General features: G+C 72.3%; 22 protein-coding genes. 8 read left to right on the top strand and 14 right to left on the bottom strand.

Annotation, left to right across the window (positions count from 1 at the left end; genetic code table 11):
- Positions 1 to 46: 46 nt before the first annotated feature.
- Positions 47 to 754, bottom strand: a complete 708-nt coding sequence (locus ACLQ26_RS27890; RefSeq protein ID WP_425747305.1) for a glycosyltransferase family 2 protein — start codon at positions 752 to 754, stop codon at positions 47 to 49.
- A gap of 124 nt (positions 755 to 878) precedes the next feature.
- On the opposite strand from ACLQ26_RS27890, the gene ACLQ26_RS27895 reads away from it, so the two are divergent.
- Positions 879 to 3,065: a glycosyltransferase family 39 protein gene (locus ACLQ26_RS27895; RefSeq protein WP_425747306.1), complete on the top strand. Its 2,187-nt coding sequence runs from the start codon at positions 879 to 881 to the stop codon at positions 3,063 to 3,065.
- A 147-nt stretch (positions 3,066 to 3,212) separates the two neighbouring features.
- On the opposite strand, the gene ACLQ26_RS27900 is transcribed toward ACLQ26_RS27895, so the two are convergent.
- The 6 genes from ACLQ26_RS27900 to ACLQ26_RS27925 form a co-directional block, all read right to left on the bottom strand.
- Complete coding sequence (locus ACLQ26_RS27900; RefSeq protein WP_425747307.1) at positions 3,213 to 3,812, bottom strand: hypothetical protein; 600 nt, start codon at positions 3,810 to 3,812, stop codon at positions 3,213 to 3,215.
- 56 nt (positions 3,813 to 3,868) lie between these two features.
- On the bottom strand, positions 3,869 to 5,335 hold the full coding sequence (locus ACLQ26_RS27905; RefSeq protein WP_425747309.1) for a histidine kinase dimerization/phospho-acceptor domain-containing protein: 1,467 nt from the start codon (positions 5,333 to 5,335) through the stop codon (positions 3,869 to 3,871).
- On the bottom strand, positions 5,328 to 6,020 hold the full coding sequence (locus ACLQ26_RS27910) for a response regulator (protein ID WP_425747310.1): 693 nt from the start codon (positions 6,018 to 6,020) through the stop codon (positions 5,328 to 5,330). Before ACLQ26_RS27910 ends, ACLQ26_RS27905 begins: the two co-directional genes overlap by 8 nt.
- Positions 6,021 to 6,113: 93 nt before the next feature.
- The gene (locus ACLQ26_RS27915) at positions 6,114 to 6,626 is read right to left on the bottom strand and encodes a hypothetical protein (protein WP_354857365.1); all 513 of its coding nucleotides are present in this window, start codon (positions 6,624 to 6,626) and stop codon (positions 6,114 to 6,116) included.
- A gap of 112 nt (positions 6,627 to 6,738) precedes the next feature.
- Positions 6,739 to 7,752, bottom strand: a complete 1,014-nt coding sequence (locus ACLQ26_RS27920; protein WP_425747312.1) for an aminoglycoside phosphotransferase family protein — start codon at positions 7,750 to 7,752, stop codon at positions 6,739 to 6,741.
- 81 nt (positions 7,753 to 7,833) lie between these two features.
- Positions 7,834 to 9,006 (bottom strand): thiolase family protein, encoded by a 1,173-nt coding sequence (locus ACLQ26_RS27925; protein WP_425747314.1) that lies wholly within the window; start codon positions 9,004 to 9,006, stop codon positions 7,834 to 7,836.
- 191 nt (positions 9,007 to 9,197) lie between these two features.
- On the opposite strand from ACLQ26_RS27925, the gene ACLQ26_RS27930 reads away from it, so the two are divergent.
- Positions 9,198 to 9,626, top strand: a complete 429-nt coding sequence (locus ACLQ26_RS27930; RefSeq protein WP_425747315.1) for a PH domain-containing protein — start codon at positions 9,198 to 9,200, stop codon at positions 9,624 to 9,626.
- Between the two features lie 4 nt (positions 9,627 to 9,630).
- Here ACLQ26_RS27930 and ACLQ26_RS27935 read toward each other — a convergent pair whose 3' ends face one another.
- Both ACLQ26_RS27935 and ACLQ26_RS27940 read right to left on the bottom strand, forming a co-directional pair.
- A complete protein-coding gene (locus ACLQ26_RS27935) occupies positions 9,631 to 10,542 on the bottom strand; it encodes a rhomboid family intramembrane serine protease (protein WP_425747316.1) in 912 nt (303 codons plus the stop codon).
- Positions 10,543 to 10,642: 100 nt separating this feature from the next.
- The gene (locus tag ACLQ26_RS27940; RefSeq protein WP_363680630.1) at positions 10,643 to 11,173 is read right to left on the bottom strand and encodes a peptidylprolyl isomerase; all 531 of its coding nucleotides are present in this window, start codon (positions 11,171 to 11,173) and stop codon (positions 10,643 to 10,645) included.
- Between the two features lie 84 nt (positions 11,174 to 11,257).
- Here ACLQ26_RS27940 and ACLQ26_RS27945 point away from each other — a divergent pair, with 84 nt between their 5' ends.
- Positions 11,258 to 12,034 (top strand): hypothetical protein, encoded by a 777-nt coding sequence (locus ACLQ26_RS27945; protein ID WP_425747318.1) that lies wholly within the window; start codon positions 11,258 to 11,260, stop codon positions 12,032 to 12,034.
- 213 nt (positions 12,035 to 12,247) lie between these two features.
- On the opposite strand, the gene corA is transcribed toward ACLQ26_RS27945, so the two are convergent.
- From corA to ACLQ26_RS27965, 4 genes are all read right to left on the bottom strand, one after another.
- Complete coding sequence (gene corA, locus ACLQ26_RS27950) at positions 12,248 to 13,396, bottom strand: magnesium/cobalt transporter CorA (protein WP_425747319.1); 1,149 nt, start codon at positions 13,394 to 13,396, stop codon at positions 12,248 to 12,250.
- Positions 13,397 to 13,702: 306 nt separating this feature from the next.
- Positions 13,703 to 14,797: a PLP-dependent aminotransferase family protein gene (locus tag ACLQ26_RS27955; RefSeq protein WP_425747320.1), complete on the bottom strand. Its 1,095-nt coding sequence runs from the start codon at positions 14,795 to 14,797 to the stop codon at positions 13,703 to 13,705.
- Positions 14,798 to 14,903: 106 nt separating this feature from the next.
- Entirely contained in the window at positions 14,904 to 15,362 is a 459-nt protein-coding gene (locus tag ACLQ26_RS27960; protein WP_425747321.1) for an ester cyclase, read from the bottom strand.
- 83 nt (positions 15,363 to 15,445) lie between these two features.
- A complete protein-coding gene (locus ACLQ26_RS27965) occupies positions 15,446 to 15,838 on the bottom strand; it encodes a CBS domain-containing protein (protein WP_363680639.1) in 393 nt (130 codons plus the stop codon).
- 215 nt (positions 15,839 to 16,053) lie between these two features.
- Between ACLQ26_RS27965 and ACLQ26_RS27970 the strand changes: the two genes are divergently transcribed.
- The 4 genes from ACLQ26_RS27970 (at position 16,054) to ACLQ26_RS27985 (ending at position 19,378) form a co-directional block, all read left to right on the top strand.
- A complete protein-coding gene (locus ACLQ26_RS27970; RefSeq protein WP_425747322.1) occupies positions 16,054 to 16,815 on the top strand; it encodes a hypothetical protein in 762 nt (253 codons plus the stop codon).
- Between the two features lie 79 nt (positions 16,816 to 16,894).
- A complete protein-coding gene (locus ACLQ26_RS27975; RefSeq protein ID WP_007453659.1) occupies positions 16,895 to 17,626 on the top strand; it encodes a sugar phosphate nucleotidyltransferase in 732 nt (243 codons plus the stop codon).
- The gene (locus ACLQ26_RS27980; protein WP_425747323.1) at positions 17,614 to 18,681 is read left to right on the top strand and encodes an iron-containing alcohol dehydrogenase family protein; all 1,068 of its coding nucleotides are present in this window, start codon (positions 17,614 to 17,616) and stop codon (positions 18,679 to 18,681) included. Before ACLQ26_RS27975 ends, ACLQ26_RS27980 begins: the two co-directional genes overlap by 13 nt.
- Positions 18,656 to 19,378: a CDP-alcohol phosphatidyltransferase family protein gene (locus ACLQ26_RS27985; protein ID WP_425747324.1), complete on the top strand. Its 723-nt coding sequence runs from the start codon at positions 18,656 to 18,658 to the stop codon at positions 19,376 to 19,378. The genes ACLQ26_RS27980 and ACLQ26_RS27985 overlap by 26 nt, the downstream gene beginning before the upstream one ends.
- Before the next feature lie 16 nt (positions 19,379 to 19,394).
- Here ACLQ26_RS27985 and ACLQ26_RS27990 read toward each other — a convergent pair whose 3' ends face one another.
- A complete protein-coding gene (locus tag ACLQ26_RS27990) occupies positions 19,395 to 20,651 on the bottom strand; it encodes a glycosyltransferase family 4 protein (protein WP_425747325.1) in 1,257 nt (418 codons plus the stop codon).
- Between the two features lie 24 nt (positions 20,652 to 20,675).
- Here ACLQ26_RS27990 and ACLQ26_RS27995 point away from each other — a divergent pair, with 24 nt between their 5' ends.
- A complete protein-coding gene (locus tag ACLQ26_RS27995) occupies positions 20,676 to 21,536 on the top strand; it encodes an Fpg/Nei family DNA glycosylase (protein WP_425747326.1) in 861 nt (286 codons plus the stop codon).
- Positions 21,537 to 21,678 lie beyond the last annotated feature (142 nt).

The following is a 21,678-nucleotide window of genomic DNA, read 5'->3' on the forward strand; positions in this document are numbered from 1 at the left end:
CCGGTCCCTTGAATTGAAGTGGACTTCAACTCAAGGTTAGCGGCGATCAGCGCGCGGACGAGACCGCGGGACGACGGCGTGCGCGTTCGCGACCGAGGATCCAGATCGCCTCGACGCCGTCCTTCCAGGTGATCTTCTTGCCCTCTTCGCGGCCCCGCGCCCGGTAGCTGATCGGCACCTCGTAGGGGCGGATCCGGCGGCGCAGCAGCTTGCCGGTCACCTCGGCCTCCATGCCGAAGCCCCGCGAGCGCACCTCCAGCGACCGGTAGAGCTCCACCGGCATCAGCTTGAAGCAGGTCTCCAGATCGCCGATGTACGAGTTGAACAGCACGTTGGCCGCCGTCGTGACGCCCTTGTTGCCCATCACGTACCAGAAGCTGTAGGCGCTGTGGCTGCCGAAGGTGCGATTGCCGTAGACCACCGTGGCCCGGCCGTCGAGCACCGGGTCGAGCAGCTTGGGGATGTCCTGCGGGTCGTACTCCAGGTCGGCGTCGAGGATGACCATGTAGTCGCCCTCGGCGCTGTCCACTGCCGTCTTGATGGCCGCGCCCTTACCGGCGTTGCGCTGGTGGGTGATGACCCGCAGGCGGGCGTCGTCGGTGCGACCAAGGACCTCGCCGGTGCCGTCCCGGCTGCCGTCGTCGACGACCACCAATTCGATCTCGCACGGGTAGTCAACCGCCAACGCCTGCTTGAGGGCGTCTGCGATGCGTTCTTCCTCGTTGTAAACCGGCATGAGGATCGAGAGCTTCACGGGGATCTCCACGGGGGCGACGACACGTCGGGCATAGCCTAGCCCGGCGTGTCGGGCCGGTGGATGCCGCCACCGTCGGTCATCCGGCGGGGCAGGTTCAGCCGGATGGTGTTTACTTCCGGCCATGTCGGCTGCCGGCTCCCTGCTCGCGGTGCTTCCCGCCGCCTCGGTGCTCCTGCTCACGGTCGCGACGACACCGCGCGGGGTCGACCCGGTGGCGCCGTCCCGGCTCGCCGCAGTGCGCGCCGCCCTGGTCACCGGGGCGTACGCGGTGCTCGTCGTCGAGGTGCTCGGCGCGCTGCACGCGCTGACCCGGCCGGCGTTCGTCGCCGCCTGGCTGATCTACCTGCTCGCCACCGCGACGGCTGTGGGCCTGCGCTGGCACCGGGACACCCCGCCCGCCGACGTGCCCGCCGCGACGCCACGCCGGGTGCCGGTCGGCGCGGCGGTGACAGCTGGCACCGGCCCGGAGACGTCCGCCCCGCTCGCCGACCGCGGCGCGGAGGGCGGGCACGACGCCGCTCCGGTCCAGACCGGTGGGGTACGCGGTCTGCGCGCCAGGGCAGCCGAGATCTGGCGTACGACAAGTCGGGGCGAGCGGCTGCTAGCCGGCACCATCGGCGGGCTGGTGCTGCTGGAGTTGCTTGTCGCGCTGCTGGCCGAGCCGAACAACTTCGACTCGCAGACGTACCACCTGCCCAAGGTCGAGCACTGGGTGGCCCAGGGTGACCTGGACTTCTGGCCCACCGCCATCCACCGGCAGGTGACCATTCCGCCCGGCGCGGAGTACCTGCTCCTGCACCTGCGTCTGCTCACCGGCTCGGACGCGCTGTACAACCTGGTGCAGTGGGCCGCCGGGGTGCTCTGCCTGCTGGTGGCAGCGCGGATCACCGCGCAGCTCGGCGGCGGCCGGCGGGCTCAGTTGATCACCGCGTTCGTGCTGGCGAGCACCCCGATGGTCGTACTCCAGGCGACCAGCACGCAGACCGACCTGGTCTGCGCGGCGTGGGTGGCGTGCGCCGCGACACTCGTCCTGGACGGGCTGCGCCGGCGGACCGGTTGGGGGACGCTGCTCGGCCTGGGTGCGGCCATCGGGTTGACGGCGGTCACCAAGACCAGTGGCCTCATCGCGGTGGGTCCGCTGCTTGTGCTCTGGGGCCTGGCCCAGCTCCGGCTGGCCCTGGCCGACCGGGCACCGGCGGCCGGTCGGGTTCGGTCGGTCCGCGGGGTGGTCCGCGTCGCCGCTGGTTCGGCGCTGATCCTGGTGGTGGCGGCGCTGGTGGTCGGCCCGTTCCTGGCCCGGGTGACCGCCGAGTTCGGGCATCCGCTGGGCCCGCCGCAGCTGCGGGAGTCGATCCCGATGGAGCGGCACGATCCGGCGTCGGTACTCGTCAACGCGCTGCGGATCGGGCACACGGCGTTCGACACACCGCTCGCGCCACTGCGCAACGCCAGCGCGGACGCCATCATCGACGGCGCGGACGCGATAGGCGTCGACCCCCAGGACCGGGCGATCACCTTCGGTCGGGAGGTCTTTCCGGTGCCTGCCTGGTACCCGGACGAGGACCGGGTGGCGTTCCCGATCGCCGGGGCGGTGGCGTTGCTCGGCGCGCTTGTCGCGCTCGTCCGCCCGCGCCGGATCGACTCCGGGCTGGTGGGGCCGCTGCGGGCGTACGCCGTCGTGGTGCTGGCCACCGTGCTGCTGCACACCGCGATGCTCAAGTGGCAGCCGTGGGGCAACCGGCTGCTGCTCTATGCCCTCGTCCTCGCCGTACCGCTCGCCGGGCTGTGGCTGGACGCGCTCCTGCGCCGCCACGCGAGCCCGAAGCCCGGGGTGACGTCACGGCGGCGATCGGTGGCCACTCTGGCGGTGGTCGCCGTGTTGGCCAGCTCGGCGCTGGCCGGGGTGCTGGCACTGTCGTACGGCTTCCCGCGCCGGCTCGTCGGCTCCGGCTCGGTGTTCACCACCTCGGACTGGGACACCCGGTTCCTCCGCCGGCCGCAGTGGGCCGACGAGTTCCGCTGGGCTGCGGCCGCGGTCCGCGACAGTGGCGCCCGGCGGATCGGGCTGGTGGAGCAGAACGACAACTGGGAGTACCCGTGGTGGCTGCTGCTGCGCCAGCCGGACGGCGGCTCGCCGGACCTCGTGTCGTTGCAGTCGGTCCTGCCGGACCGACCGCCGGCCGACCCGGCCTCTGTGGATGCGATCGTCTGCACCGGCAGTCAGCCGGCCTGCGCGAAGCTGGTGCCGGCCGGCTGGCGGTTGGAGTTCCGCGGCTACGTGGGTTACGCCCTGCCGCCCGGGCGCTGATCGCCCGGCGCTCGGGGCTCGTTTAATCAACACGGTTTCGGCGAAATCGGGGCATCGCGTCGACCGGGACAGGCCCGATTCACGGAACTCGTGTTGATCACGCCTGAGCAGTGCGGGCCCCCGGGCGTACACCCGGGGGCCCAGCGCTCACTTGTCGCGCGGGATGAGGATCAGCCGGGCGACGCCCTTGTCGCCGTCCTTGGCGCCGGCGACGCCGAGCTTCGCGCCGACCTTGACCTCGCTCGGCTGCACCGTCGCGCGCCGCTCGACGACCCGCAGGTCGTCGCCGAAGGTCCAGGTCATCGTGAAACCGTCGGTGGACTTGACGGTCATCGAGTCGCCGTCGATCGCGGTCACCTCACCACGCTGCACGGCGACCGTCTGCGTACCGTTGTCCTTGGTCTGCACCACCGCCTCGCCGTGCAGGGTGTTCTTGCGCAGCTGCACGCGGGCCTGGTGGCGCTTGCGCCAATCGTCGCCGCGCTTCTGCCGGTCCTTGTCGCGGGCCGTCGGGGAGGCGCCCGGCGTCGGGGTGGCCGGGGCGGCGACGGTCTGCACGTCCAGGTCGGTGGCGTCGAAGCCCATCGCGGTCAGCGCCTGGCCCTCCACACCCATCGCGGCGGCCACCTCGACCGCGGCGTCCCGCGCGGGCTGGCTGGCCACCTCGGCCGCGCCGCAGCCGCTGACCCCGAGCGCCACCGCCGCGAACAGTGCCGTGGTGCCGGTGACGAATCCCCAACGTGGCATGACTCTCCCTCTCGTCCGTGGAGCCCTCAGCCTTCCCCGCGCGGACGAGCGGACCGTCAGGCCGATGTTCGGGTCAGGTAAGGATCACCGGGCAGCCGGACCGTGAAGGCGGCGCCACCCTCGGGCGCGTGGCCGGCGACGATCTCGCCGCCCAGGCGGCGGACCAGCCCGGCGGCGAGTGCCAGCCCCAGCCCACTGCCCACCTTGCGCACCCCCCGGTAGCGCTCGTGCAACGCTCCCCGCTCGAACGCCACCGCCAGGTCGTCGTCGGTGAAGCCCGGTCCGCCGTCGCGGACCTCCAGCACACCGCCGGCCGCCGGGTCCGCGCCGACCGACCGGACCGCGAGCACCACAGGCGATCCTGGCGGTACGACCCGCAGCGCGTTCTCCAGCAGCCCGTCCACCACCTGCCGGATCCGACCCGGATCGGTGTACACGGACACCGGCTGGCCGGGTATCTCCACCCGGAACGACACACCCACTGCGGCGCAGCGGCCCGACCAGGTCGGCTCGGCGTCGGCGGCCAGTCGGGTCAGGTCGACAGGCACCGGTTCCAGCGGAAAGTCGGCGGCCTCCAGTCGGGCCAACGCCAACAGGTCACCGATCAGCCGGTCGAGGTGCTGGGCCTCGGCCAGCATGGTCCGGCCGGTGTCGGCGGTGCCGTCCGCCTCGATGACTCCGTCGGCGAGCGCCTCGGCGTACCCCCGGATCGCGGTCAGCGGGGTCCGCAGCTCGTGCGAGACGGAGAGCAGGAACTCGCGCTGCCGGCCCTCGCTGGTGGTCAGCGCGGCAGCCAACCCGTTCAACGCCTCGGCCAGGTCGGCGACCTCGTCCGGCGGCTCGACAGGCACCCGGACGGCGCGGTCCCCGGCGCGCAGCCGGGCGGCGGCGGTGGCCGCGACGCGGATCGGTCGGGCCAGCCGGCGAGCCAGCAGGAGGCCGGCCACCACGCCGGCGGCCAACCCGGCCAGCAGCGGCAGCCAGAGGCTGAGCAGCACCTGCGCCCACAGCCCGTTCGACGAGGCGCGGGACAGCACCACCCCGTTGCCGCCGGGCAGGGCCCGGCCCTCCACCAGGGCGCGGTGGCCGTTGACCGGGCGGCGGGCCGACACGTTGCGGCCCTGCCCGATCCGCTGCACCACGCGGGTCGGCAGGCCCGACCGGTCGACGGTCCCGCGCCGGATCAGGTACGCGTCGATGCCCTGGGCGCGCAGTTGCTGGATGAGCCGCTCCTCGTCGGCGGTACGCCCCCGGTCCAGACGGGTGCGCAGCACCTCGGCGGCGAGTCGGGCCTGCGCGGCGAGGGCCTGCTGATCGCGTCGCTCCGCGCCCCGGATCGCCAGTGGCACCGCGACGATGGCCGTGACGAGCACCGACACCAGTGCCACCGCGCAGGTGACAAGCACCGCGCGGGCGGTGAGCGTCCGGCCGAGCCGGCTGCGCCTCGGTGCTGCCGGCGGGCGGACGCCGATCACCGGCAACGCCATTGTCGGCGACTCGGGGCGCACGGGCTGGTCAGGCATCGACCGCGTACCCCACGCCCCGATGGGTGCGGATGACGCTCGCCGGGCCGAGCTTCGCCCGCACCTGGGCGACGTGCACGTCGACAGTGCGCGTTCCGGCGTGCGCGGCGTAGCCCCAGACGCCGGCCAGCAGCTCCTCCCGGGTGAAGACCCGGCCGGGCCGGGCCATGAGATGCGCCAGCAGGTCGAACTCGGTGGAGGTGAGCTGCACCGGTACGCCGGCGGCGGTGACCGTCCGACGGGCCGGGTCGAGGGTCACCGGGCCGACGACGCGCTGCCGTTCCGCGCCCTCGGGGCCCCCGGCGGTGCGACGCAGCACCGCGCGTACCCGGGCGACCAACTCGCGCGGGCTGAACGGCTTCGTGACGTAGTCGTCGGCGCCCAGCTCCAGGCCGACGATCCGGTCCACCTCGTCGTCGCGGGCGGTGAGGAAGATGACTGGCGTCCAGTCACCGGCCTCGCGCAACCGGCGGCAGATCTCGGTGCCGGGGAGGCTGGGCAGGGCGATGTCCAGGACGCAGGCGACCGGGCGCAGCCGGCGGGCGGCGCTCAGGCCGGCCTCGCCGTCGCGTTCGAGGTGTACGCCGAACCCGTCACGGGTGAGATAGAGCCGGACCAGGTCGGCGATGGCCGGCTCGTCCTCGACCACGAGGACGAGCCCGCGGTGGGGCGGTTCGACGGTCACCGGCCCATGATTGCCGACCCGGTGGGCTCGGCGCGATCGGCCCGTGTTCGAGTTCGGTAAAGGCGCCGTGCAGGGCTACCGATCCGGGCGACGTCAGCGCGCGACGGCGGGGCGGAAAACGCTCGGCCGCACGGCGGCCGGCGTGTCACCGATGGTGGCGACGATCCGCTCGCGGGGTGCCCGCAGGCGGGTCCGGAAGGCGTGGTTGAGCAGCGCGTCGAGCTGCCACACCTGCTTCGGGTGGCTGGTGCGGATGAGGAACCGCTCACGGATGCCGTCGATCGCCGTGGCGGCCAACTCGACCGACCCCAGCCGGGGGTCCGGGCTCCAGGTGACGTTGCTCAGCTCGCGCAGCTCGGTGTTGAGGTGCAGGCGCAGCCGGTGCAGGAGCCGGGTCTGCTGGGTCACCACCAGCCGGCGGTGGGTGAGCAGCAACAGGTAGTCGCCGGTGACCGGGCGGTCGGGGCGGCTGCAACGGGTGACCAGGATGGTGGCGTCGCCGGAGCCGACGCAGCGGCGGAAGACCGGCATGTGTCGGCTCACGGTCTGTACGGCAAGGCCGGCCTCGGTGGCGGCCGGGAGGAACGTTCGGGAGAAGACGTCCATGACCTGCCCAACGACCTCCCCGGCGCCGGTGACGTGGGTCACGTCGAAATTTTGGAAGTTCCACGCGGCGGGTCGCACCGCCTGTCCGACTTCCGACGTGGACGGATACCGGTCAGCGGTCGGGCTGAAGGGGGGTGGCGGCGAACAGCTCCGCGAGCCAACCGGGTACCGCCTCGGCGTACTCCGCACGGGCCGGGTCGGCCGTGTCCAGGGCCCGCCGCCAGGAGAGCGACCGGCTCACCGCGCCCAGATTCAGGGCCAGGTCGACGGCCTCGACGAGGGTGCGACGGTCGAAGCGGTCGGTCCACGCCTCCAGGTAGCCGTCGCGCAGCCGGGCCAGGCTGGCGTCGTCGGCCGACAACGCGGTGGCGTACCTGATGGAGCGCAGGGTCACCAGCAGCGTGCCGAACGGGTGCGCCACCGAGGCGTCACCCCAGTCGAAGTAGCGGTACCCGGCCGGGCCGGCGAAGACGTTGCCGTCGTGCAGGTCGTCGTGCTGCACCGTGGCCGGAATGCCGATGTCCGCGAGCCGCCGACACCGCTGCGCGTACGCCGGAAGCTCCGCCCGCAGCCGCTCGTACGTCGCGACGGGGAGCCCGCCCTCCGCGCCGACGCGCAGGGACTCGTGATCGTCGAGCAGCTCGGTGAGCAGTCCGGCCAGTACCTCCGGGCGGTGGTCCGGTACGCCGACGGCGACCAGTTCGTCGGCGTACGACGCGGTGGCGAGTTGGAGTGCCGCGTACCCGGGCAGGGCTCGCTCCCAGTGCGTCAGGTCGGGATCGCGCTCCAGCACGTCACGCAGCGACTCGCCGCCGTCGGGAAGCAGCGACCAGCCGCGCTCCCGGTCCACACCGATCGGGGTCAGCACCCGCTCGGGCGTCAGCCCGGCGAGCGTCGCGATCAGGACCGCCTCGTGCGTCGTGCCCCGGTTGTTGGCCTTGAACCAGACCGGCCCACCGTCGGTCGGCACCCGCCAGACCAGCGACCACGGCCGGACGCGGGGCTCCACCGGCCCGGTGACCCGGCGACCCGCGCTGCCGAGCTGCTCGTCGACCCAGGCTCGGGCCTCCTGCTGCCACTCGTCGCTGGACCAGTCGGGGGCGCGCTCGTCGGCGATCGTCGTCACGATGGGCACCCTAGGCGGCGTGCCGGACCGGGGCGAGACCATTTCGCCCCGGCGTGCCTCGGCTGGCGGCGGGCCGCCGGGTCAGACCAGCTCGACGATCGTGGCGTTGGCCATTCCGCCGCCCTCGCACATGGTCTGCAGGCCGTAGCGGAGGCCGTTGTCCCGCATGTGCTGGAGCATCGTGGTCATGATCCGGGCGCCGGAGCCGCCGAGCGGGTGCCCGAGGGCGATCGCGCCACCGCGCGGGTTGAGCCGCTCCGGGTCCGCCTCGGTCTCCGCCAGCCAGGCCAGCGGCACCGGGGCGAACGCCTCGTTCACCTCGTACACCCCGATCTCCTCGATGCCCAGCCCCGCGCGGCGCAGCGCCTTCGCGGTGGCCGGGATGGGCGCGGTGAGCATGGTGACCGGGTCGTCGGCGGCGACCACGGCGGTGTGGATGCGGGCCAGCGGGCGCAGGCCGTGCCGGCTGGCCCACTCGGAGGTGGTCACCGCGAGCGCGGCGGCGCCGTCGGAGATCTGGGACGCGGACCCGGCGGTGACCACGCCGTCGGCGTGGAACGGGGTGGCCAGCTCACCGAGCTTGTCCAGTGAGGTGTCCCGGCGGATGCCCTCGTCGGCGGTGAACTTGCCACCGTCGGCCAGCGGCACCGCCGTCAACTCCGGGTCGAACGCCCCGGCGTCCTGGGCGGCGGCGGCCTTCTCGTGGCTGGCCAGCGCGAACTCGTCGAGCTGGGTACGCGAGAGGCGCCACCGGCGGGCGATCAGCTCGGCCCCGACGCCCTGGTTGAACGGCAGCGGCGCGTCGTCGGCGAAGCCCTCGACACCCCGGTAGCGGGCGCGCAGCTGGTCGCTGAACGGCATGCCGCCCGCCACGCTGGAGCCCATCGGCACCCGGGTCATCGACTCCACTCCGCCGGCGACCACCAGGTCGGCCTGGCCGGAGAGGACTGTCGCGGCGGCGAAGTGCAGGGCCTGCTGGCTGGAGCCACACTGCCGGTCCAGCGTGGTGCCGGGCACCGTCTCGGGCCAGCCGGCGGCGAGCACGCCGTTGCGGGCGATGTTCCACGACTGCTCGCCGACCTGGGACACGCAGCCCCAGAAGACGTCGTCGACCTGGGCCGGGTCCAGGCCGGTGCGCTCGGCGAGGGCGCGCAGCACGTGGGCCGACAGGTCGACCGGGTGGACACCGGAGAGGCTGCCCTTGCGCCGCCCGACCGGGGTGCGTACCGCGCCGACGATGACCGCGTCACTCATGTTTACTCCCCGGTAACCTGGCTGACCCGATCCTACGTCGTCCGTGGACCGACCGACTGCCCCCGGGCCCGCTCTCCCTCCGCCGGCACGCGGGTGCGCGCGCCGATGGTGCGGCGCACGAGCGCGGATGCCCGCACTCGCGGGCCGGGCCGGCACTGCCGGGAGCTGGCCGCCGCTGGCATGCTGGGCGGGTGGATGACATCTCCCCGGTCCAGCAGTGGCGGGTGCCGGCGAGCCTACCGGCGGCGAAGCTGGCCGGTGCGGTCCTGCTGGTCGCGCTCGGGCTGATCTTCGCCGACGGCGACCCGCTGAGGTTGGTGCTGGCCGCCCTGGCCGCGGCCGCGCTGGCCGGTTGGGCGGTACGCGACCTGATCGCCCCGGTCCGACTGGTGGTGGATCCGGCAGGACTCACAGTCATCCGTGGGTTCGCTGGTCGCCGAAGGCTGCCCTGGCCGGAGATCGAGGCGATCACCGTGGAACGGCGACCGCGATGGGGGCTCACGTCCGAGGTCCTGGAGATCGACGCGGGCGAGTCACTGCACCTCTTCGGCCGATACGACCTGGGCACCAACCCGGAGGAGGTAGCCGCCGAGCTGCGCGCCGCCCGCCGATACCCCTGAGCCGTCAGCCCAGCAGTTGCGCGGTGCGGAAGAGGACCAGGCCGAGCAGGATCAGCAGGATGATCGCGGCGCCCACGGCCTGCACCAGCGTACGTCGACCGCGTGGCGCGTACGCGAGCACCAGGGACATCGCCGCGCCGGCCACCAGGCCACCGAGGTGTCCGGGAATGGAGATGCCCGGCACGGTCAACGTGAACACCAGGTTGATCACCAGGATGGGGATCACCTGGGAGATGTCCCGGCCAAGTTTGCGCTCGATGATGATCAGCGCGGCGAAGAGGCCGAACACGGCCGTGGACGCGCCTGCCGTCGCCGAGTTCGAGGCGCTGAACAGGTAGGCGGCCACGTTGCCACCGAGGCCGGCGACCAGATAGAGCGCGCCGAAACGCAGCGGCCCGAGGTTGGCCTCCAGCGACCGGCCGAGCACCCACAGCGCCCACATGTTGAGCAGCAGGTGGATGACGCCGTAGTGCAGGAACATCGCGGTGACCAGCCGATACCACTGGCCCTCGGCGATGCCGCCCAGCGTGCCGTCGGGGAGGACGGCCAGACCGAGCACGGAACCCCAGTTGGTAAGCGGGGTGCCGCCGCCCATCAGTCCGCCGAAGCCGGAGCCGCCCACGGCCGCGTCCCCACCCCTGTCGGAGGCGATCGACAGCAGCATGACCAGCACGTTCAGGGCGATGATGCCCTTGGTGACGTAGCCGTGCCGGCCGGCCGTACCACCACCGAAGGCGGTACGTGCCGGCCGGACGGTGCGACGTCCCTCGTTGACGCACTCCGGGCACTGGTGCCCGACCGACGCCTCCCGCATGCACTCCGGACAGATCGGCCGGTTGCAGCGGGTGCACCGGATGTAGGTCTCCCGACCAGGGTGCCGGTAGCAGACCGGGGTGGTCGGAGGGGACTCGCTCACCGGGCCAATCCTCCGTCCGCCACCGCGCGGCTCACCGACGCTGGCCGGCGCGGTGCTCCGGAGCGCTCAATCATGCGAGCAAAGGTACCTCGCGGGTTCGTCAGGCGGCAGACCGCTCGATCTCGACCCGCTCGATGACGACGTCCTGGAGCGGACGGTCGCTCGGGCCGGTCGGGGTGTTCGCGATCGAGTCGACGACCTTCACCGACTCCTCGTCGGCTACCTGGCCGAAGATGGTGTGCCGGTTGTTGAGGTGCGGCGTCGGGGACACGGTGATGAAGAACTGCGAACCGTTGGTGCCCGGTCCGGCGTTCGCCATCGCCAGCAGGTACGGCCGGTCGAAGCGCAGCTCCGGGTGGAACTCGTCGGCGAACTTGTAGCCCGGTCCGCCCCGGCCGGTGCCGGTCGGGTCGCCCATCTGAACCATGAAACCGCTGATCACGCGGTGCGAGATGGTGCCGTCGTAGTACGGCCCGCTGCCCGGCTGACCGGTGCGCGGGTCGGTGTACTCCCGGTTGCCCTCGGCCAGGTCGACGAAGTTGCGGACCGTCTTCGGAGCGTGGTTCGGGAAGAGCTCCAGCCGGATCGGGCCAGCGTTGGTGTGCAGGGTGGCGTAGACAGCCTCGGCCACGGGTACTCCTCACTCGTTGGTCAGTTCCATGCGGATCCTCCCATGTGCCCGATCTGGCATCGCGGAGGCATCCGTTGGTGGAGGATGACGAAGGAACAACTCCCAGGAGGTAGGACCGTGTTTGGAATCGGGCGGCGTCAGTCCCAGGGCCAGCTCGCCAAGGCTGAGCTGAACCAGAGCATCAGCCACCTGATGCAGGCAGCCAACCACGCGGCCAAGGGCGCCGGCGCGACCGTCGGTCCGCGGGTCCAGGTGGCCCGGGGCTACGTGGGACCGGCCGCGGTGAATCTGCGCGATCGCGCGTCGACCGGCTGGGGAACCACACTCACCACGCTGGCACCGCTGGCGGCGGCAGCCCGGGACGGCGCCGCGCAGGCAGGGCCGCTGACCAGGAAGGCCAAGTCGAAGACCATGCGGATCACCGGTAAGAAGAAGCAGCCGCGCCGTCGCGGCTCGATGATGACCGGCCTGCTGGCCGCGGGCGCCATCGCCGGCCTGGCCGGTGCGGTCGCCCTGCGTCGCCGCCGGGAGCAGCAGGAGTGGGCGGAGTACGACCCGACCCGCACCCTGGAGCCGATGCGCGACGAGGTCGACTCGATCGAGGTGCGTACGCCGACCGCGACCAAGGGGACCGACGGGTCCGCCATGAGCGGCGCGGCCGGGATGACCGGCGCCGGCAGCTCGGCGGTGGCCGGCGGTAGCAGCGCCAGCACCACCGCCCCGGCCAAGCAGACTGGCATCCGCCCGACCGACAAGGTCCCCTCGGTCGCCGAGGGTGCCACGGACGTCACCGGTCGGCCGACCGACGACCTCACCAAGGCGCTGGGCAAGGACACGGCCCGCACCAACGGCCGCCGCTGACCCCCGACACAGCAACGCAGCGAGCGCCGGCGACGCGGGTTCTTCCCGCTCGCCGGCGCTGCCGCGCGGTCAGAGCCAACGCTTCCGCAAGATCCACTCGACTTCCATGAAATGGGGGTGTCCGGGACTGCCGGATGCCCCGACTTCATGGAAGCCGAGTCGATCACGGTGCCGGTCCGGCGCCGCAGCGGTCCAGGCGCCGCCGCCGCGCGGTCAGAGCCAGCCGTTGCGGCGGAACCAGCGGTAGAGGGCCAGGGAGACACCGAGCATCAGGGCCAGAACCACCGGATAGCCGTACGTCATCTTCAGCTCGGGCATGTTGTCGAAGTTCATGCCCTCGACGCCGGCGATGGACGTCCAGACGGCGGCGATGGCCGCCCACGCGGCGATCTTCCGCATGTCGTTGTTCTGGTCCACGCTGACCTGGGCCAGCCGCGCCTGCAGGATCGAGTTCAGCAGGTCGTCGTACGAGTTCACCTGCTCGACGGTGCGGCTCAGGTGGTCCTGCACGTCCCGGAAGTACTTACGGATCTCCTTGGGCACGTCCCGGTTCATCTGGGAGGTAAGCGTCATCAGCGGCCGCTGCAACGGGATCACCGCCCGCTTGAACTCCACCAGCTCCCGCTTCATCTGGTAGATCCGCTGGATGCGCCCGTGGCTGTTGCGGTCGAAGACCTCGGCCTCCAGCACGTCCAGGTCGTCCTCGAGCTGCTCGGCCACCTCCAGATAGAGGTCGACCACGCGGTCGGTCACGCCGTACGCGACCGCCCACGGGCCCTGGAGCAGCAACTCCTGCTTGGTCTCCAGGTCGGCGCGGACGGGGGAGAGCCGACAGGCGTCGCCGTGCCGGACGCTGATCAGGAAGTTCGGGCCGATGAAGAGCATCACCTGGCCGGTCTCGACGACCTCGGAGGTCTCGGTCAACTCGGTGTGCTCGCAGTACCGGGCGGTACGCAGCACCAGGAAGGCCACTTCCCCGAAGCGCTCCAGCTTGGGCCGCTGCTCGGCCTTCACCGCGTCCTCGACGGCCAGCTCGTGCAGGCCGTACGTCTCCGCGATGGCTGTCATCTCGGCCAGCTCCGGCTGGTGCAGCCCGATCCAGACGAAGCCGTGCTCCTCCCGGCGGGCCGCCTCCAGCGCGTCCGCGTACGTCCAGTCGCCGGGCTGGCGCTTGCCGTCGACGTAGAGCGCGCAGTCGACCACCCCGCTGCGGCCGGTGCCGGTGGGTGCCGGAGTGGGTGGCGACCCGTCGGCGTTGAGCATCCTGGTCACCGCCCGGACCGGGGACGGCCATGCCCGCGGTCGCAGCACCCGACCGCTGTTCAAGGGCGCCGTCCGGCCCCGCTCTGCCCGATCCGTCATCGCGACACCTCCCCGCGCTCGCCTGCGGGTTGCAGGCTACGCCGATGGTCGCCATCGGCACGTGTGACGGCGGTCGCGGGTGCGGCGCCGGGCGGGCCGGGCCGCATCGGGGGGTGAAGGACGACACGGCCCACCCGGCGCCCGTGGGGGCGGGGGTTGTGCTGCACGCGTGGCCCGAGACGGCGGCGGGGCGGTAAGCCCCGCTACACCTGACGGGTGACGCTCGCAGCATTGTGAGCCGCCGGCCGCCCGCTGGGGAGTCCTGGGACGGCCGGCATCGTCGTTCTGTCGGGAACCCGACAGAAATCAGCTCCGGATGGCCTCGACAGCCGCCGCGAGCCGGCGGACACCCTCGTCGATCTTGTCGGCGGTCACCGCCGAGAAGGCCAGCCGCAGGGCATGCCGCCCACCGTCGAGAACGAAGTCGCTGCCCTTGACCACGGCGACCCCACGCTCGGCCGCCGCCGGGGCGAGCCGGTCCACAAGCACGTCCTCGGGGAACTCCACCCACAGGAAGTAGCCGCCGTCGGGCTCCACGAACCGGGCCTGCGGCAGGTGCCGGCGCAGCGACTCGGCAAGCACCCGGGCGCGCTCGCCAAGCGCCGCCCGGACGGTCTCGATCGAGCGGTCGATGTCGCCGGAGACGCAGAACTGGTGCACGATCGCCTGCGACACCATGCCGGGCGAGATGTAGAGGCTCGTCGCGTTCCTGGCGATGTCGGCGATCAGATCCGCAGGCCCGACGAGGTAACCGACCCGTACGCCCGGGCAGACCGTCTTGGTGAAGCTCGACGCGTGCACGACCACGTTGCGGGTGTCCAGCGAGAGCATCGACGGCAGCGCCTCGCCACGGAAGCGGACGTCCGCGTACGGGTCATCCTCGAAGATCGTGAACTCGTACTCGGCGGCCAGGTCGAGCAGCTCGCGGCGCTTCTCCAGCGACAGCGTCATGCCGGCCGGGTTCTGGTAGTTCGGGATGACGTGCGCGAGCCGGGGGCGGACGCCGGACTCCAGCAGCTTGCGCAGCTCGGCGGTGTCCAGACCGTCCGGCTGGACCGCGATGCTGTGCAGCTCGCTGCCCATCCGCTGGAGGTTGAGCAGCGTGCGGTCGTACGTCGGACGCTCGACCACCACCGCGTCGCCGGGCCGGACCAGGTGGTCGAAGAGGAACGCGTCGGCCTGGAGCGAGCCATTGGTGACAAGCACCTGGTTGGCTTCCACCCCGTGCTTGTCGGCGATCCACTTTCGCAGCGGAAGGTAACCGACGGAGGTGCCGTACGCCGTGACCCCCGCAGGGTCGGCGTCGAAGGCGCGTACGGCGGCGGCCTTGAGCCCCTCGACATCGACGATGTCCAGCGAGGGCGCCCCACGGGCAAAGGAGATCAGCTGCTCGGCGGTCATGGACATTGAGCGTACGGGCGGCGGCGGGGAACGCGCGGACGGCACGGCGATGTCCGCATCCTGAGCCACCGGGACGGGTGAACCGAGCCGACCGGTCGACCTCAGATCAGACCGGAAGTGCGAGCGAGTCGTGCTGCGCCGCCCGGGAAAGGCCCTCCAACTGCACACCGAGCGCGTCGAGGAGATGACTCCAGTCGAAGTAGGAGCGCCACGCGACGATCCGGCCCCGGCGGGCCCGGACCACGTCGGCCACCTCCCAGCTCACCGGGCGGCCGGTAGGCGCGACGGTGCCGTACGGCGAGTGCAGCGTGCCGGTGTGGGTGCCGCTGAGGCGAAGTTCGACGGCCGCGCCACCGGACGTGCGAACCACGCCCAGCGGGTCGACCCGCAGGTCGGGGAATGCGCCAGTCCAGGTGCGCAGCAGCGCGGGCAGCTCGATGGGCCGGACCGTGACACCCGGCATGGAGTAGAACGCCTCCGGGGCGTACAGATCCGGCAGCCGGGCCACGTCCCGCCGCAGAAGCATCGCGTACTGCTGCTCGACCAGGCGCTCCGCGTCACGCATCGGGCCCTCCCTCACGGGCCACGGCACCTCCGTGCCCGCGAGGGATCCTTACCCGTCGATTCGGCCCCGCACACCTGCCCGGGTCAGGTCGCGGCGGCCACCTGGCTCTCCGCCCAGACCCGCATGATGTCCCGCACCGAGATCACCCCGGCCACCTCCCCGCCGTCGAGCACCACCAGGTGCCGGAAGCCGCCCCGGGCCATCGCGGCGGCGGCCTCGGCCACCGTCCACTCCGGGCCCGCGTAGACCACGTCCCAGGTCAGGTGGGCGCCCGTGCGTTCGGTGTCGCAGTCGAGGCCCGCGCCGATGGCCTTCAACACGTCGCGTTCGGTCATGATCCCGACGCCCTCGGACTCGGGGTCGATCACGACCGCCGAGCCGACACCGCGGGCCGACATCATCCGGGCCGCCTGACGCAGCGTGTGCTCCGGACCGACGACGAGGACCTGGCTGGACATCGCTTCCCGTACCTGCATCACACATCACCCCTTTGGGACGGTGGCATTCGGTACGGACATCGTCGTCTTTGGATGTTTCCGGGACAAGACCGGGCGTCGTCGCGATCTGGGCACGCTCGCTACTGTCGAAGCGTGTCCACCGAGCCCCTGCGCTGCGCCGGCGCGTTGATCGTCGACCACGACGACCTGGCCCGCATCGAGCACGACCACCTGATCCTGCGGTCGATCGGTAGGTGAACACCGTCGAGCTGGCGCCGCATCGGCTCGCCGGGCTGCTGGCCCCGGCCGTGGACCGGGTGTTCCACGCCGGCATGCTCGCCGGCCGGCACGGCGGCGCGGCGGAGCTGGGTCAGCGGTACGGCGGCCCGGCCGCGACAGGCCTCCTGGTCGACCTGCGCACCCGGCTCGCCGCGCCGGGAGGCACCGTCGACGGTCCGGGCTTCGCGGCGGTCACCCGCCACGCCGACCCGGTCACGGTCCGTCGGGCCGTCGACAAACACATGGCGTACGGCATGCTCCACCGCCACCCGGACGGCACCCTCTCCGCCACCGAGCGGGGTGCGGCCTTCCTCGGCGAGCTGTACCAGGTGCACGCCGAGGTCACCGAGGAGCTGTGGGCCGGGCAGGACGAACGGGTCACGCGGCTCGTGGCGGCGCTCGGCCGACTGCTGACGTACGCCCTGGTGTTGACCGACGACGACCGGGACGGGTCGGCGTTCGCGGCGCTGGCGCCCCCGCACGAGCCGGACGGCACCCCGCCCGGCGTGCTGCTGCTCAACCGGCTCGGCACGCTGCGCCACCACCGGGCCGACTCGTACGCCGCCGCCTGGACCGCGGCCGGACACACCGCGTCGAGCGTCGCCGCCCTGCCCACCGGCCCCGAGCGGCTGGCCATCGAGCTGGAGACCGACAGGCGGGCCGCCGGCCCGTACGCCGCGCTCGACGCGGAGGAGCGCCTGGGAATGCTCGCCGACCTGGCGGCGCTGCCCGGCTGACCCGGTTGGCCGGAGCGGCACGCCCAGCCGGCGCTATCCTCCACCGGTGACGGGGAGCAGGACGAGGGAGGATGTCGCGATGATCGGAATGGTGCTCGCGGCCGGGGCGGGACGACGGCTGCGCCCGTACACCGACACCCTGCCGAAGGCGTTGGTGCCGGTGGACGGCGAGACCACGATCCTGGACATCGCGCTGGGCAACCTCGCCGAGGTCGGGCTCACCGACATCGTGATCGTGGTCGGCTACGCGGCGGACGCGGTCCGCGAGCGGCAGGCCGACCTGGAGAAGAAGTACGGGGTCACGCTCACCCTGGTGCACAACGACAAGGCCGAGGAGTGGAACAACGCGTACTCCCTCTGGCTGGCCCGGGAGTACTTCGCGCGCGGGGTGCTGCTCGTCAACGGGGACACCGTGCACCCGGTGAGCATCGAGAAGACCCTGCTGGCCGAGCGCGGCCCGGGCATCCTGCTCGCGGTGGACACCCTCAAACCGCTGGCCGAGGAGGAGATGAAGACCACCTTCGACGCCGCCGGCCAGCTCACCCGCATCACCAAGATCATGGATCCGGGCGAGGCGTACGGGGAGTACATCGGCGCGACCCTGATCGAGCCGCAGGTCGCCGACGCCCTCGCCGACGCGCTGGAGGCGACCTGGCGGCGGGACCCGAACCTCTACTACGAGGACGGCTACCAGGAGTTCGCCGACCGGGGTGGCGAGGTGCGGGCCGCGCCGATCGGCGATGTCCCGTGGGTGGAGGTCGACAACCACGCCGACCTGGCCCGCGCGCGGGAGATCGCGTGCCGCTACTAGCTCGCAGCGTCCTCACCCCGCTGCACATCGACGTGCGACGCGGAGCGGTCGCCGACCTGGCCGCGATCCTGGTCGACGGGCGGATCTCCTCCGGCGGTGACGTCGCGGTGGTGGTCGGTCCGGGCCAGGGCGCGCAGATCGCTGAGCTGATCCGACCGTCGCTGCGCTCGGCGGACGTGTTCACCGTCTCCGGCGGGACGCTGGACGCCGCCGACGACCTGGGCGGCAAACTCCGCGCCCGGTCGTACGACGCGGTCGTCGGCATCGGCGGCGGCAAGACGATAGACGTCGCCAAGTACGCGGCGACCCGCCGTGGGCTGCCGATGGTGTCGGTGGCGACAAGCCTCGCCAACGACGGGATCGCCTCCCCGGTGGCAAGCCTGATCACCGACGGGATCAAGGGCTCCTACGGTGTGCACATCCCGATCGGGGTGATCGTCGACCTGGACTTCGTGGAGAGCGGGCCGGACCGACACAACAGGGCCGGCATCGGCGACGTGATCAGCAACATCAGCGCGCTTGCCGACTGGGAACTGTCCCGGCGGGTACGCGGTGAGCCGGTGGACGGACTGGCCGCCTCGCTGGCCCGGGCGGGTGCCGAAGCGGTGCTCAACCACCCTGGCGACATGAGCGACGACGCGTTCGTCACAGTGCTCGCCGAGGCACTGATCTCCAGCGGCCTCGCGATGGCGATCTGCGGCACCAGCCGTCCGTCCAGCGGCGGCTGCCACGAGATCATGCACGCGGTCGACTCGCTCTTTCCGGGGACCGCCTCGCACGGCGAGTTGGCCGGGCTGGGTGCGCTGTTCTGCACCTGGCTGCGCGGGGACCAGCGCCGCTTCGGGGAGATGTCGGCCTGCCTGGCCCGGCACGGTCTGCCCCGGCTCCCCGCCGAGGTGGGCCTCACCGACGACCAGTTCGTGGAGGCGGTGCAGTTCGCGCCGCGTACCCGACCGGACCGCTACACGATCCTCGAGCACCTGGCCCTGTCGCCTACCGAGACGCGGGAGCGGCTGGCAGACTACGCCGGTGCAATCCGCGACCAGCTTGGCTGAGCCCCGTCCCACAGTCGCCGACTTCCACCGGGTGAACCGGGGCGGTGGCCTGTTCAGCGAGTCGATCAGCCAGTGGCTGGGCGCCGTCTTCGCGCTCGTCGCGCAACGCCTCGGGCTGCGCCCCACCGCGCTGACGATCACCAACCTGGTGCTCGGCCTGGCCACCTCGGTCACCGTGGTGGCGCTCGCCGGGCCGGTCGCCGCCGGGGACGTACCGGCCTGGGTGGTCGGCCTACTCGCCCTGGTCGGCTGGCAGGTCGCGTACTCCCTGGACTGCGCCGACGGGCAGCTCGCCCGGGTGACCGGCCAGGGCAGCGCGGCCGGGGCCCGGATCGACATCCTCTGCGACGTGGCCGCGCAGATCGCCCTGGTGGCCGCCCTGGCCGCCACCGCCGTGGCGCAGGAGCCGTCCACGCCGACCTGGCTGGTGGCGACCTTCGCCGGCACCTGGATGGTCAACCTGGTGACGTCGGTGATGCAGGCCGGTCCGAACGCCGCCAGCATGGTCACCTCGACCTCGCTGCCCGTACGCCTCGCGAAGCTGGTCCGCGACTACGGCGCGGTGGTCTTCGTGGCCGCCCTTGTGCTGGCCGTGGCCCCCGCCCTGGTCCTCTGGGTGCTTGTCGCGTTCACGATCGTCAACGGCGGCTTCCTGCTGGCCAGCATCGCCTTCTCCGCCCGCGCCTCCCTGCGCTGACCCGCGCCCGGGTGGATCAGCTGTGGGTCATGCCCGCGTAGATGTCGACGAGCTGCTTGGTGACCACGTCCGGGTGGAAGGTCCGCTCGTAGCGGGCGCGGGCGGCCGGAGCCAGAGCGGCCGCGCCGGCCCGGGCCACCGGCAGGGCTGCGGCCAGCGCGGCCGGCTCCGGCGCCACCACCCAGCCGGCCTCGCCGAGGCCGATCCCCGCCGGCATGGCCGGCCCGCCACTCCCGGCGACCGCCGAGGCGGTCTCGGCCGGGCCGGTGCCTGCGGGCTCGTGCGGGGCGTCCGCTCCGACGAGGTACGGAATGCCGCCCAGCGCGGTGCCGAGCACCGGCCGACCGCTGGCCAGCGCCTCGATGATCACCGTCGGCAGCACGTCGTGCCACATCGAGGCCGCGATCACCACCGCGCTCGCCTCGACCGCGGCGCGTACGCCGGCGCGGTCGAGCTGACCGAGGTAGACCACGTCCTGTCGCTCGGCGGCGGCGGCCTCCACCAGCGGGCGCAGCTCGCCGTCCCCGGCGACCCGCAGCGTGCCAAGCGTGCCCACCGGGTGCCGCCGCCAGGCGTCGAGCAGCAGGTCGACACCCTTCTCGGGCGACAGCCGGGCCATGTAGAGGAAGCCGTCACCCAGCGGCGCCGGCCGGCCCGGATCGGGTACGGCATTCGGCTTCACGACGATCCGATCGTCCGGAATGCCGTAATCGTGCAGGTGGTCGGCGATGGCAGTGGTGAGCGCGATGTAGCGGTCCACCGAGCGCCAGGTGCCCCGGTGCACGGCCAGGGTGGTCGCCATCAGCGCGCTCTGCGCCGCCGAGTCGCGGTAGCACTTGTGCTTGATCGCCGGCACGCCCAGCGCCCGGCCCTTGCAGTCCTGGCAGATCACACCGTCGCGGAAGTAGATCCCCGACGAGCAGACCTGCCGGTAGTTGTGCACCGTCTGCACCACAGGCACGCCGTGCCGGTGCGCGGTCCGCACCACCCAGGGCGAAATCAGGGGGTACGGGTTGTGCAGGTGCAGGACGTCCGGGCGGTGCTCGGTGAGCAGCCGGCTCAGGTCCTGCTGCGCGCGCGGCGCCCAGATCGGCGAGATCGGCAGCAGCGCCTTGGCCGCCTTCGACATCGACGGGATCTCGTCCGAGCTGCGGATGAAGGGCAGCACCTCGACGCCGGCAGCGGTGAGCTGAGCGATCTCCGAGTCGACGATCGTGTTCTCGCCGGAGGGCTGAGCTTCCCGGTACCGGTTGTGCGCCACCACGATTCTCACGGGAAAGAAGGCTACCGTTGGCTGGTGCCCGAACTACCGGAGGTTGAGGCGCTCGCGGGTTACCTGCGGCAGCGCGCGGTGGGGCGGCGTGTCGACCGGCTGGAGATCGCCGCCATCAGCGCCCTGAAGACGTACGACCCGGCACCCGCCGCGGTCGCCGGCCGGGCGGTGGTCGACGCCCGGCGGCACGGCAAGTTCCTCGACGTGGTCATCGAGGGTGACCTGCATCTCGTGGTGCACCTGGCCCGGGCGGGCTGGCTGCACTACCGGGAGGCGTTTCCCTCCACGACGCCGCTGCGGCCCGGCAAGGGGCCGATCGCGGTACGCGTCCGCCTCGACGACGGCTCGGGCTTCGACCTCACCGAGGCCGGGACCCAGAAGAAGCTTGCCGCGTACCTGGTCACCGACCCGGCGGCGGTTCCCGGGGTGGCCAAGCTGGGCCCGGACGCGCTCGCCGCCGACCTGCCCACCTTCGTCGAGCGGCTGCGCAGTCGGCGCGGGCAGGTCAAGGGGGTGTTGACCGACCAGTCGGTGCTGTCCGGGGTGGGTAACGCCTACTCCGACGAGATCCTGCACGCCGCGAAGCTGTCCCCGTTCGCGATCACCGATCGGCTCACGGACGCCCAGCTCGCCACCCTGCACGCGGCGACGCGACAGGTGCTCGGTGACGCGGTCGAGCGGTCCCTCGGCCAGCGTGCTGCCGAGCTGAAGGGTGAGAAGCGGTCCGGGTTGAAGGTGCACGCCCGCACCGGACTGCCCTGCCCGGTCTGCGGGGACACGGTGCGGGAGGTGTCGTTCGCCGATTCGAGCCTTCAGTACTGCCCGACGTGCCAGACGGGCGGCAAGCCGCTCGCTGACCGACGGTTGTCCCGACTCGTACGGTGAGTAATTGCACTCGGCGACTACGGAGCGGAATCGGCCAGAGTGCGCCGAAGCTCCCGTCCACCCTTCTCGCCACACGCGCATCCATCGGTATAGTGGCCCGGTCCCCGGCTTCTGAAATGGTGCGGAGCCGGCCAGATCCCTC

Origin of the sequence: Micromonospora sp. DT43 (assembly GCF_049841645.1) — a bacterium.
In the GTDB taxonomy this organism is placed as follows: domain Bacteria; phylum Actinomycetota; class Actinomycetes; order Mycobacteriales; family Micromonosporaceae; genus Micromonospora.